Below are 11,974 nucleotides of genomic sequence, written 5' to 3' on the forward strand. Positions count from 1 at the left end.
CCGCATGCCGGGGCTCCCGCCCCGCGCGGCGAAGCGCACGTACCGCGCCGCGAGACCGTCACCGGCGTGCCCCTGCCCGCCCGCCGCCGGGCCCCCGTGCCCACCCCGGCCCGCTCCGAGATCACCGAGCAGACCTCCCTCGGCGCCACCTACGTACGGGCCCTGATGCGCAGCCAGCTCCGCACCGCCCTCGCCGCCCTGGCCGCCCTCGTCCTCCTCGTCGGCGGCCTCCCGCTGCTGTTCGCCCTCCCGCACACGTCCAGCGGCACCGCGCCCGCCCCGCTGGTCTGGGCCGTGCTCGGGGTCGCCGTGCACCCGGTGATGTGGCTGACGGCCCGCTGGTACGTGCGCCGCGCCGAGCGCAACGAACGCGACTTCACCACCCTGGTCACCGAGCCGGCCGACCGGAACGAGGGCCGCCCGTGAACCAGGCCCACGCCGTCGCCGCCGTCACCGCCGTGGTCCTCGGCACCCTCCTCATCGGCGGCCTCGGGCTGCGCATCTCCCGCACCACCTCCGACTTCTACGTCGCCTCGCGCACCGTCGGCCCCCGCCTCAACGCCGCCGCCATCAGCGGCGAGTACCTCTCCGCCGCCTCGTTCCTCGGCATCGCCGGCCTGGTCCTGCTCCAGGGGCCCGAGATGCTCTGGTACCCCGTCGGATACACCGCCGGCTACCTCGTGCTGCTGGTGCTGGTCGCCGCGCCGCTGCGCCGCTCCGGGGCCTACACCCTGGCCGACTTCGCCGAGGCCCGCCTCGAATCCGCCGCCGTCCGCCGGCTGGCCGGCCTGTTCGTCGTCGGCATCGGCTGGCTCTACCTGCTCCCGCAGCTCCAGGGAGCCGGCCTGACCCTGCACATCCTGACCGGCGCCCCCGACTGGGTCGGCGCCCTCGTCGTCGGCGTGGTGGTCACCGGCGCGGTCGCGGCCGGCGGCATGCGCAGCATCACCTTCGTCCAGGCCTTCCAGTACTGGCTGAAGCTGACCGCCCTGCTGGTGCCCGCCTTCTTCCTGCTGGCCGCGTGGGCGGGTGACGGCGCCCCGCGCGCCCGGTTCGCCGAACCGCCCCACTTCCGCGAGCAGTCGGCCGTACGCGTGGCCGACACGGTACGCCTGGACCTCGCCGCACCGCTCACCGTGACCGTCACCGGCCGCGTCGACGGCCGGGACCACCGCGGCCGGCCCGTGGCCCTGGCCGCCGGCCCCCACCGCGTCGAGGCCGGCACCGTCCTGGACTTCCCCGAGGGGGCGCGGGTACCCGAGCGCGCGGCCCCCTCGGGAGCCACCGGCACGCAGTGGTCGCAGCCGCTCTCCGGCAGCCGCGAGGAACACCCGCTCTACGCCACCTACGGGCTGATCCTCGCCACCTTCCTCGGCACCATGGGCCTGCCGCACGTGGCGGTCCGCTTCTACACCAGCCCCCACGGCACCGCCGCCCGCCGCACCACCCTCGTGGTGCTCGGCCTGATCGGCACCTTCTACCTGCTGCCGCCCGTCTACGGCGCGCTCGGCCGCATCTACGCCCCCGAACTCGCCCTGTCCGGCAGCGCCGACGCGGCCCTGCTGGTGCTGCCCGAGCGGATGGTCGGCGGCGTGGCCGGAGACCTGCTGGGCGCCCTGCTCGCCGGCGGCGCCTTCGCCGCCTTCCTGTCCACCGCCTCCGGCCTGACCATGGCGGTCGCCGGCGTGCTCACCAAAGACGCGCTGCCCCGCCGGCTGCGGTTGCGGCGCCGGTCCGCAGCGGGCGTCCGGCCCGCCGGGTCCGGGGTGCGGGCCTTCCGGCTCGGGACGGTCGTGGCCATGGCGGTGCCGCTGCTGGTCAGCCGGTTCGTCGTGAACGTGCCGGTGGCCGACGCGGTGGGGCTGGCCTTCGCCGTGTCCGCCTCCTCCTTCTGCCCGCTGCTGGTGCTGGGTATCTGGTGGCGGGGGCTGACCGCGCCCGGTGCCGCCAGCGGGCTGCTGGTCGGCGGCGGGGCGGCGCTGACGGCCGTGCTGGCCACCCGGGCCGGGGTGCCCGGCGGGGGCTGGGCGCACACGCTGCTGGCCTGGCCGGCCGTCTGGTCGGTGCCGCTGGGCTTCCTGACGATGGTGGCCGTCTCCGTCGCCACCCGGGACCGGGTGCCGGCCGGGGCGGCGGCCACCCTGACCCGGCTGCACCTCCCGGAGGGCCTGCGATGACGGGCGAGGTGCTGGCCGGGCTGGTCCTCGGGGGTCTCGCCCTGCTCGCCGCGGGGGCGGCGCTCGGCCGCTGGTGGGCGGTGCGCGGCGACCGCCGCGGCTCCCTGGACCTGGGCACGCCGGTCGAGCGGGCCACCTTCCACACCCTGCACACCGCCTCGCTGGCCGCGCCCCCGCTGCGCGGCGGGCTCACCGAGGACACCGCGCGGAAGGCCGTACGGCGCCTGCGGCCGCTGCTCGGCACCGAGGCGCTCTGCCTGACCGACCGGGGCACGGTGCTGGCCTGGGACGGGCCCGGGGCCGGGCACCACGTGGACGTGGTGATGGGCAAGGTCGCCGCGTCGCTCGACTCCGGGCGCAGCATCGCCGTCGAGACCGGCTGCGACGATCCCGGCTGCCCGCTGCGCTGGGCGGTGATCGCCCCGCTCACCGGCGAGGAGGGCGTGCTCGGGGCGCTGGTGGCCTACGGTTCGCGCGAGTCGGCGGTGCTGGTGCGGGCCGCGACCGAGGTGGCCCGCTGGGTGTCCGTACAGCTGGAGCTGGCCGAGCTCGACCTGTCCAGGACCCGGCTGATCGAGGCCGAGATACGGGCCCTGCGCGCCCAGATCTCCCCGCACTTCATCTTCAACTCCCTGGCCGCCATCGCCTCGTTCGTGCGCACCGACCCGGAGCGGGCCCGCGAACTGCTGCTGGAGTTCGCCGACTTCACCCGCTACTCCTTCCGCCGGCACGGCGACTTCACCCAGCTCGCCGACGAACTGCGCTCCATAGAGCAGTACCTGGCGCTGGCCGGTGCCCGGTTCGGCGACCGGCTGACCGTCACGCTCCAGGTGGCGCCCGAGGTCCTGCCGGTGGCGCTGCCGTTCCTGTGCCTCCAGCCGCTGGTCGAGAACGCCGTCAAGCACGGCCTCGGCACCTCGGTGGCCGAGTGCCGGATCACGATCGCGGCGCGGGACGCGGGCGACGAGGCCGTGGTGACCGTCGAGGACAACGGGGTGGGCATGGACCCGGCGGCGCTGCGGGCGCTGCTCGCGGGCGAGGGGCCCGCTCCGTCCGGGATCGGGCTGCGCAACGTGGACGAGCGGCTGCGGCAGGTGTACGGCGACGCGTACGGGCTGGTGATCGAGACCGGGGTGGGCGCGGGCATGAAGGTGACGGTCCGGGTGCCGAAGTACCGGGCGGGGGTGCATCCCGGCGCGGGGGCGGCCGTGCCGACCGGGTGAGCGCGGGGGCGGCCGTACTCCCTTGCAGGGGTGCAGGGGGGCGGGTGCGGGTGCGGCGACGGCCGCACCGTCCGGCAGGGGGTGCGAGGCCGCTCAGAACAGGTGCATCGCCAGGTGGCCCAGGGGCAGGCCGAGTTGCCAGGCGGGGGTCCAGACCCGGACGTTCTCGTCCAGGCCGGCGCCTTCGCGGTGGGCCGGGTCCAGGTTGGTGGCGTAGAGCTCGGTGCGGTCGAGCCAGCGCCAGGCGGCCCGGGCCAGCTCCAGGTCGGCGTCGTCGCCGCCGCGTTCCCGTACCTCCTCGCCGAGCTGGAGGAAGCGGGTCTGCACCCAGTCGCGCCAGGGGTGCCCGTACGCGGTGAGCGAGAGCCACTCGTCGAGCTGGGAGACCACGCGGATGCCGGACAGCTCGCCGGCCGCGTCGGAGAGGTAGATGGTGAGGGCGAGGGTGTCGCGGCCGGCCCGGAACTCCAGGGTGCTGACGGGGATCAGCCGTCCCGTGCGCAGGAGTTCGTCCGCGATGTACTCGGCGTAGAGCCATGCCAGGGGCACCGCGACCCCACCGTCACTGGTGCCGTTACCACCCTCGGGGCGCACCGTTCCACCTTCTCCCGCGTGTCGAGCCTGCCGCCGTCTGCCCCGAGCCTTCACGCAGCGGTGGGACGGGCGGGGGACGTTTACTCAACTTGAACGGTCTGATGGCAAATTCGATGCGCCCTGGGCACAGTCTGCTCATGACTCCGGCCGGATTCTGGACGGACGGCGCGGCGCCGGGTGGTCAGGCGCCGAGCCCGTACCCCGGCAGGCCCTTCCGCAGGGCCCGCAGGGCGTAGTGCGTGCGGGACTTGACGGTGCCCGCGGGAATGCCGAGTGCCTGTGCGGCCTCCGAGACGGAACGGTCGCGGAAGTAGACCTGGACGAGCACCTCGCGGTGTTCGGGGCCCAGCGAGCCGACCGCGCGGCGCACGTCGATGGCGGTCAGGGAGGTCTCGTACCGGTCCTCGGGGGCGGGCCGCTGGTCCAGCGCCTCGGCCTCCACCTCCTGGGGGCGGGACAGGCGGGCGCGGCGGGCGTCGATGGCCAGCCGGCGGCCGACGGTGAAGAGCCAGGGCCGCATGGAGGCGTGCTCGCTCTGCCAGGCCTCGGGGTGCTGCCAGGCCCGCACCAGGGTCTCCTGGACCAGGTCCTCGGCGCGCTGGGCGTCGCCGTGGGTCAGGCCCAGCAGGAACCCGTACAGGGCCCGGCCGTGGTCGCGCTGGAGTTCGGCCAGCTCGTCGGCGCCAGTGCGCCGGAGGGTGACGGTGCGGCTCACCTCTGGGCTCCTTCCCGGGGGGCTGAGTGGGCCGGATGGACCCACCCTGACCTGCGGGTGGGGCCGCGGGAACCGCCGGGCGGCGGCGGCGCGCCCAAGCGCGCCGTGAGGGCCGCCGGGCGGGCGGCCGGTGCGACGAACGGTCCGAACGGTGCGGTGAACGGTCCGCGCGGTTCGGCCGTTCCGGTGAGCGGAACGGCGCCGCTCCTTGACTTCGCGTCGCGGGTTCTGTGGATTCGGGATTTAGAACATCCGATAGTCCTACAAATGGGAGTCTGGTCCTATGGGGTCGACGGGTTCGGGTTCGAGGGGTTCGGGTTCGAGGGGTTCGGGTTCGGCGGGATCGGGCTCGACGGGCAGCACCCCCGGGGGCACACCCGGACGGACGCCGGGACGCACGCGCCCGCCCGTGCGGCGGGCGGCCGCCGCCCTCGCCGTCGTCCTCGTGGCCGCCGGCACGGCGGGCTGCTCCGCGGGACAGGGCGGAGCGCAGGCCCGCCTCGCCGGACGGCAGTCGCCCGCCGCGGGCGGCAACGCGGCGGGCTCCCCGGCGGCCCGCGGCTTCACCCTGGTGGCCAGCGGCGACGTCCTGCCGCACGATTCGGTCATCCGGCGCGCCCAGGCCGACGCGGGCGGCGAGGGCTACGACTTCAGACCGATGTTCTCGCTGGTCAAGCCGGTGGTGTCGAAGGCCGACCTGGCGCTGTGCCACATGGAGACCGTGTACGGGCCCGACGGCGGCCCCTTCACCGGCTACCCCGCCTTCAAGTCCCCGCCCGAGGTGGCGGCGGGCCTCAAGGACGCCGGCTACGACGGTTGCTCCACCGCCTCGAACCACACCCTGGACGACGGCGCCGACGGCGTGCGCCGCACCCTGGAGGCCTTCGACCGGGCGGGCCTCGGGCACGCGGGGTCCGCCCGCACCGCCGAGGAGGCCCGCAGGGTGACCACGTACCGGGCGGGCAGCGCGAGGGTCGCGCACCTGGCGTACACCTTCGACACCAACGGCTACCCGATGCCCGACGGGCAGCCCTGGGCCGTGAACCTGACGGAGGAGAAGAGGATCGTCGCGGACGCGCGGTCGGCCCGGAAGGCGGGCGCGGACGTGGTCCTGGTCAGCCTGCACTGGGGAACCGAGTGGCAGACCGAACCGGACGCGAGGCAGCTGGACCTGGGCCGGGCCCTGACGGCGTCGAAGACCGGCACCCGGCCGGACGTCGACCTGATCCTCGGCACCCACGCCCACGTCCCGCAGGCCTACGAGAAGGTCAACGGCACCTGGATCGTCTACGGCATGGGCGACCAGGTCGCCGGCACGATGATCAACCACTCCGGCCAGGTCGACCCCCGGGGCAACTACGGCTCCATCGGCCGCTTCACCTTCGCGCCCCCGGCGGCGGGGCAGCGGTGGCGGGTCACCCGGGCGGAGTTCGTCCCGCAGCTGATGGACCTCGACGCCGGCAAGGTGGTGAACCTGCCCGAGGCGCTGGCGAAGGACCCCGGCCGGGACGACTACGAGACGGCGCGGGACGTGATCCGCGAGGCGGTGCTGAGCCGCGGCGCGGCGAAGGACGGCCTGGTCATGGGCCGCTGACCGGGCCCGGCCCGCCGAGACCCCGCGCCGGAAGCGCCTGCGAACAGGTGTTCCCACGCCGCGGACGCGGGCGACAGGGCCGCCGCCGTCCGGGCCGGACAGGACGGCGCCCTCGACCTCGGCGCCACCCCGGCCCCGTCGAGGACCGCGACGGCCTGGGCGCAGGCCCAGGGGGCCCGGCTCCTCCGCCGCGCGCCACGCCGCGCCCCTGCCTACAGTGCGAATCATGAGTGTCACGGTGGAGCAGACGCAGGGCACCAGGAACCGCTTCCTGAACCGGGTGCCGGACGCCTTCGGAGCCTTCTTCGGCACCATCGGACTGCTCTGCGTGCTGCTGGCGCTCTTCCCGGTGCTCCGGCGTGTCCTGCGGCCCGTCGTGCGCTTCCTCGACGCCGTCCTGGTCCCGGTCAGCGCCAACCTCGCCTACGCCGTCTTCCTCTTCCTGCTCGCAGCCGCACTCGGCAGCCGCAAGAAGGTGGCCTGGTGGGTCGTCGTCGCCTACCTGACCCTGCTGGTCCTCAGCGACGCGGCTTTCCTCGCGGACGGCTGGTACTGGTACTCGGTCCCCTCGATCATCGTCGCGGTGGCCGCCCTCGCCCTGCTGGTCACCGCCCGCAGCGAGTTCTACGCCGCCTCCCGCCACGGCGCGGTGTGGCGGGCCCTGCTCGTCCTGGGCCTCGGCCTCCTGCTGGCCGTCTTCCTCGGCTGGGCGCTGGTCGCCATCTGGCCGGGGACGCTGCCCCGGTCCCAGTGGCTGGACTGGGCCGCCAAGCAGGTCTTCGGCGGCCTCTTCTCCGCCCGCCAGTTCGACGGCCGGCCGCCCCGGCCCGTGTACTTCTTCTGTGGCCTGTTCGGCGCCCTGGCCCTGCTCAACGCCGCCGCCACGCTCTTCCGCTCCCAGCGCCTGGAGGCCGCGCTGCACGGGGACGAGGAGCCGCGCATCCGGGCCCTGCTGGCGGCGTACGGCCGCAACGACTCGCTCGGCTACTTCGCCACCCGGCGCGACAAGGCCGTGGTCTTCGCCCCCAACGGCAGGGCCGCCGTCACCTACCGCGTCGAGGCCGGCGTCTGCCTCGCCTCCGGCGACCCGGTCGGCGACCCCGGCGCCTGGACCGCCGCGGTCAACGAGTGGCTGGCCGTCGCCCGCCGCCACGGCTGGCAGCCGGCCGTGATGGGCGCCTCCGAGGAGGGCGCCACCGCGTACGCCCGCTCCGGCCTCGGCGCACTGCAGCTCGGCGACGAGGCGATCCTGCACGTCGCCCACTTCGACCTCGACGGCCGGGACATGCGCGTCACCCGGCAGGCCGTGAACCGGGTCCGGCGCGCCGGGTGCACCACCGTGATCCGCCGCCACTCCGCCCTCACCGAGGAGGAGATGCGCCGGATCGTCGACCGCGCCGACCGCTGGCGCGACACCGAGACCGAACGCGGCTTCTCCATGGCCCTCGACCGCCTCGGCGACCCGCAGGACGGCGACTGCCTGCTCGTGGAGGCCTTCGACGGCGAGGGCGGCCTGATCGCCCTGCTCTCCTTCGTCCCCTGGGGCAAGGACGGCATCTCCCTGGACCTGATGCGCCGGGACCGCAAGGCCCCCAACGGCGTCATGGAGTTCATGGTCGCCGAGCTGTGCGCGCAGGCCCCGAAGCTCGGGGTGCGCCGCGTCTCCCTCAACTTCGCCGTCTTCCGCTCCGTCTTCGAGGAGGGCGGCCGGATCGGCGCGGGACCGGTGCTGCGGCTGTGGCGCAGGCTGCTGCTGTTCTTCTCCCGCTGGTGGCAGCTGGAGGCGCTGTACCGCTCCAACGTGAAGTACCAGCCGGAGTGGCACCCGCGGTTCCTCTGCTACGGGGACGCCGGCTCCCTCGCGCGCATCAGCCTCGCCTCCGGCATCGCCGAGGGCTTCGTCTCCGTACCCAGCCTGAACAGGCTCCGGCGCCGGGGGCGGCCGCGTGCCGGCGCCGCCGCGGCCCCCGCCACCACCGCGGGCCTGCCCCCCATCGACGAACTCGGCCTGGTGGAGGAGGGCGCGGCCGACGCCGGCACCGGTTCCGCCCTGCCCGAGCAGGTCCGGGTCCGCCACCTCAAGCTCGCCCGCCTCCAGGCCGCCGGCGTCGACCCGTACCCGGTGGGCATCCCCGAGCGCACCCACACCCTCGCGGAGCTCCGCCGAGCCCATCCCGGCCCGGCGCCGGACGCGCGGACGGGCGAGGAGGTCACCGTCGCCGGGCGCGTGATGGTCGTGCGCGACCTCGGCGGCGTCGTCTTCGCCGGCCTGCGCGACTGGTCCGGGGACCTCCAGCTGATGTTCACGCGCGACGGGTCCGGCGCCGACGTCCTGGCAGAGTTCACCCGTACGGTCGACTTCGGCGACCACGTCGTCGCCACCGGCGAGGTGGGCGCCAGCCGCAGCGGCGAGCTCTCCGTCGTGGTCCGCTCCTGGCAGCTCACCGGCAAGTGCCTGCGCCCGCTGCCCGACAAGCGCAAGGGCCTGGCCGACCCCGAGGCCCGGGTGCGCCGCCGCTACCTCGACCTGGTCGCCAGCCCCGAGGCCCGCGACGTGGTCAGGGCCCGGTCCGCCGCCGTCCAGGCGCTGCGCCAGGGCCTGCTCGACCGCGGCTACCTGGAGGTCGAGACCCCGATGCTCCAGCAGATCCACGGCGGCGCCAACGCCCGCCCCTTCACCACCCACATCAACGCCTACGACCTCGACCTCTACCTGCGCATCGCCCCCGAGCTGTACCTCAAGCGGCTGTGCGTCGGCGGCATGGAGAAGGTCTTCGAGATGGGCCGCACCTTCCGCAACGAGGGCGTCTCCTACAAGCACAACCCCGAGTTCACGATGCTGGAGGCCTACCAGGCCTTCGCGGACTACGACGTCATGCTGGACCTCACCCGCGAACTGATCCAGGGCGCGGCCCTGGCCGCCCACGGCACGGCGACCGCCCGGAAGGCGGGGCCCGACGGCAGGCTCGTCGAACACGACATCTCCGGCCCGTGGCCGGTGAAGACCGTGTACGGGGCGATCAGCGAGGCCCTCGGCGAGGAGGTCGACGCGGACACGGCGGAACCGGCGCTGCGCCGGCTGTGCGACGCCGCCGGCGTTCCGCACGCGCCCGACGACACCCGGGGCGACGTGGTCCTGGAGATGTACGAGCGGCTGGTGGAGGAGAAGACCGGACTCCCCACCTTCTACAAGGACTTCCCGACCGACGTCTCGCCGCTGACCCGCCAGCACCGCAAGGACCCGCGCCTCGCCGAACGCTGGGACCTCGTCGCCTTCGGCACGGAACTGGGCACCGCCTACTCCGAGCTGACCGACCCGGTTGAGCAGCGGCGGCGGCTCACCGCCCAGTCGCTGCTGGCCGCGGGCGGCGACCCGGAGGCCATGGAGCTGGACGAGGACTTCCTGGACGCCCTGGAGTACGCGATGCCGCCCACCGGCGGCCTGGGCATCGGCGTGGACCGCCTCGTCATGTTCCTCACGGGACGCACGATCCGGGAGACGCTGCCCTTCCCGCTGGTGCGCCGGGGCTGACCGGCGCCCGGAGAGGAGCTCCTCGTCACGCGAGGACCTGCTGCTCGCACGCCTGGACGTACGGAACCGGCCAGCCCGGCGCGCGGCAATCGGCCAGTGCGCCAAGCGGGTGCTTTCACCCCCTTGACCAGTGTTGATGAACGCCCCACGCTGTCTGGCGTGCGAGCAATTGATAATGAAATCGGATGAAGTGCTTCCGGGGCGGCGGGGCCTGCTGCGCACCGCCGTGTTCCTCGGAACCGCCGTCGCCGCCGGACTGCTGACCGGCGGCCGGGCCGGCTCCCCGGGCGGCGCCCAGGGCCCCGCCGGCGCGGCCGGCGCCCCGGCCGCCCCCGCGCGGATCCCGGGCGCCGCCCCGCCGAATCCCGGGCCCCCGCAGGCCGTACGGCCCCAGGTGCCGTCCACGTACCGGCTCAGCCCGATGACCGCCGAACTGCCGCCGCGCCACCGGCCCGCGAAACCGCCGGTACGCGTCCGCCCGCTGCTCGACGTGCCCGCACTCGGCCGGAACATGGTCCTCACCTTCGACGACGGGCCCGACCCCCGGTACACGCCCGGCATCCTCGACACCCTGCGCCGCCACGACACGCGCGCGGTGTTCTTCGTCTGCGGCGAGATGGCCGTCGAACACCCGGACCTGCTGCGCCGGATGACGGACGAAGGCCACGCCATCGGCAACCACACGTGGACCCACCCGCTGATCCCGAAGCTCAGCCGGCCCCGGCTGACCTGGGAGATCGGCCACACCAGCGAGATCGTCGAGAAGGCGGTGGGGGAGGCCCCCGTATGGTTCCGCGCGCCGTACGGGGCGTGGAACCGAGCGGCCTTCGAGATCGGCGCCGACCTCGGCATGGAGCCGCTCGCCTGGACCGTGGACACCCTCGACTGGAAGGAACCCGGCACCGCCACGATCATCAGCCGGGTGCTGCGCGGTGCGGCCCCCGGCGTCGTGGTCCTCTCGCACGACGCGGGCGGCAACCGAGCCCAGAGCGTGGCGGCGCTGCGCACCTACCTGCCCCGGCTGCTCGACCGCGGCTTCGAGATGACGCTGCCGCAGCTCCCGCCGCGCCGCTGACCCCGGCCGGGGGTGCCGCGCGACCGGCGCCCCCGGCCGGTCCGCCCGCTCCGGCCCGGCCGGGCGCCGTCGGCGTGGGGTAGGTTGCCCGCCATGACCGAACACGGCACCGTCGTCTGGCCGCCCGCCCCGCTGAAGACCGAGCGGCTCGTGCTCCGCGCGTCCGAGGCCCGGGACCGCGCGGCGTTCATCGAGCTGTTCGCCTCGCCCGAGGTCGGCGCCCACACCGGCGGCGCGCGGCCCCGCGACGAGCTGGAACGCGCGGTGCCGGAGGTGCCCGGGCGGCGCCTCGGCCTCTTCGTGGCCGAACTCGACGGGGCGATGGCCGGCATGGTCTCGCTCGACCGCCGCGACCCGGCCCGCCCCGGCCGCGTGCGTCCGGAAGGCGGCGAGGCCGAACTCGGCTACCTGTTCCTCCCGCAGGCGTGGGGACGCGGCTATGCCGCAGAGGCGTGCGGGGCGGCGCTCGACTGGTTCGCCGGCGCCTTCCCCGGCGAGCCCGTGGTGCTCACCACGCAGACCGCCAACGACCGTGCGATGCGGCTCGCTTCGAGACTGGGCTTCACCGAGGTGGAGCGGTTCGAGGAGTACGGGGCCGAGCACTGGTTCGGCGTACGGGAGGCCGCCGGCACCCCGTCGGACCCCCGCGCGTGAGCGACGGCCCCGCCCCGGCCCCCCGCTACCTCGGCGGGTACCGGGAGCTCGACCACGGGAACCCCGGCGGTCCCTCGCTGCGGGACGCCGTGCGCGACCGGCCGGGGCCCGACGAGGCCGGGCTCGTCCGGTACCTGCGCGCGGGCACCGTACTGGCCGCCGCCACCTCGGACGTGCACGACGTCCTCGCCCCGGGGCGCGAGCGCATCGACGGGCTGCGCGTCCTCACGGACGGCGCGTGGTGCTGGTACTCCGACCTCGCGCACTACGTGGAGCGCTACCACGTCGCGCTGGACGAGGAGTTCGTCCGGCGCGCCCGGGAGCACGGCTGGACCCCTCCCGTGCCGACGGAGGACGGCCTGCGGCGCCTGGAGGAGGGCCCGCCGGAGGACGCCGACGAGGACGCGTGA

General features: G+C 75.0%; 10 protein-coding genes. 8 read left to right on the forward strand and 2 right to left on the reverse strand.

The window, feature by feature from the left end:
- Positions 1-66 precede the first annotated feature (66 nt).
- From ACIF6F_RS06115 to ACIF6F_RS06125, 3 genes are read left to right on the forward strand one after another with little or no spacing between them, the layout of a single operon-like run.
- Positions 67-426, forward strand: a complete 360-nt coding sequence (locus tag ACIF6F_RS06115; protein WP_399942203.1) for a hypothetical protein — start codon at positions 67-69, stop codon at positions 424-426.
- Positions 423-2,177, forward strand: coding sequence for a cation acetate symporter (locus tag ACIF6F_RS06120; protein WP_399941836.1), 1,755 nt, complete (start codon positions 423-425; stop codon positions 2,175-2,177). Before ACIF6F_RS06115 ends, ACIF6F_RS06120 begins: the two co-directional genes overlap by 4 nt.
- On the forward strand, positions 2,174-3,400 hold the full coding sequence (locus tag ACIF6F_RS06125) for a histidine kinase (protein WP_399941838.1): 1,227 nt from the start codon (positions 2,174-2,176) through the stop codon (positions 3,398-3,400). Before ACIF6F_RS06120 ends, ACIF6F_RS06125 begins: the two co-directional genes overlap by 4 nt.
- 93 nt (positions 3,401-3,493) lie before the next feature.
- Here ACIF6F_RS06125 and ACIF6F_RS06130 read toward each other — a convergent pair whose 3' ends face one another.
- Together ACIF6F_RS06130 and ACIF6F_RS06135 are read right to left on the reverse strand one after the other, a co-directional pair.
- Positions 3,494-3,994 carry a hypothetical protein gene (locus ACIF6F_RS06130; protein WP_399941840.1) on the reverse strand — a complete coding sequence of 167 codons (501 nt, stop codon included), beginning with the start codon at positions 3,992-3,994 and terminating at the stop codon, positions 3,494-3,496.
- A gap of 181 nt (positions 3,995-4,175) precedes the next feature.
- Positions 4,176-4,709: a sigma-70 family RNA polymerase sigma factor gene (locus ACIF6F_RS06135; RefSeq protein WP_399941843.1), complete on the reverse strand. Its 534-nt coding sequence runs from the start codon at positions 4,707-4,709 to the stop codon at positions 4,176-4,178.
- A 409-nt stretch (positions 4,710-5,118) separates the two neighbouring features.
- Here ACIF6F_RS06135 and ACIF6F_RS06140 point away from each other — a divergent pair, with 409 nt between their 5' ends.
- The 5 genes from ACIF6F_RS06140 to ACIF6F_RS06160 all read left to right on the forward strand — a co-directional run bounded on the left by ACIF6F_RS06140 (position 5,119) and on the right by ACIF6F_RS06160 (position 11,974).
- Positions 5,119-6,303, forward strand: a complete 1,185-nt coding sequence (locus ACIF6F_RS06140; RefSeq protein WP_399941845.1) for a CapA family protein — start codon at positions 5,119-5,121, stop codon at positions 6,301-6,303.
- Between the two features lie 226 nt (positions 6,304-6,529).
- The gene (lysX, locus tag ACIF6F_RS06145) at positions 6,530-9,835 is read left to right on the forward strand and encodes a bifunctional lysylphosphatidylglycerol synthetase/lysine--tRNA ligase LysX (RefSeq protein ID WP_399941848.1); all 3,306 of its coding nucleotides are present in this window, start codon (positions 6,530-6,532) and stop codon (positions 9,833-9,835) included.
- A 175-nt stretch (positions 9,836-10,010) separates the two neighbouring features.
- Positions 10,011-10,910: a polysaccharide deacetylase family protein gene (locus ACIF6F_RS06150; RefSeq protein WP_399941851.1), complete on the forward strand. Its 900-nt coding sequence runs from the start codon at positions 10,011-10,013 to the stop codon at positions 10,908-10,910.
- A gap of 93 nt (positions 10,911-11,003) precedes the next feature.
- The gene (locus tag ACIF6F_RS06155) at positions 11,004-11,564 is read left to right on the forward strand and encodes a GNAT family N-acetyltransferase (protein WP_399941853.1); all 561 of its coding nucleotides are present in this window, start codon (positions 11,004-11,006) and stop codon (positions 11,562-11,564) included.
- On the forward strand, positions 11,561-11,974 hold the full coding sequence (locus ACIF6F_RS06160) for a hypothetical protein (protein WP_399941856.1): 414 nt from the start codon (positions 11,561-11,563) through the stop codon (positions 11,972-11,974). The genes ACIF6F_RS06155 and ACIF6F_RS06160 overlap by 4 nt, the downstream gene beginning before the upstream one ends.

The sequence above is a fragment of the Streptomyces sp. NPDC086023 genome, from assembly GCF_044540325.1.
Classification (GTDB): domain Bacteria; phylum Actinomycetota; class Actinomycetes; order Streptomycetales; family Streptomycetaceae; genus Streptomyces.

What these genes read in the sequence shown, in the direction of transcription:
- ACIF6F_RS06125 (WP_399941838.1), top strand. Translation starts at nt 2,174, where the DNA reads ATGACGGGCGAGGTGCTGGCCGGGCTGGTCCTCGGGGGTCTCGCCCTG.
- lysX (WP_399941848.1), top strand. Translation starts at nt 6,530, where the DNA reads ATGAGTGTCACGGTGGAGCAGACGCAGGGCACCAGGAACCGCTTCCTG.
- ACIF6F_RS06150 (WP_399941851.1), top strand. Translation starts at nt 10,011, where the DNA reads ATGAAATCGGATGAAGTGCTTCCGGGGCGGCGGGGCCTGCTGCGCACC.
- ACIF6F_RS06155 (WP_399941853.1), top strand. Translation starts at nt 11,004, where the DNA reads ATGACCGAACACGGCACCGTCGTCTGGCCGCCCGCCCCGCTGAAGACC.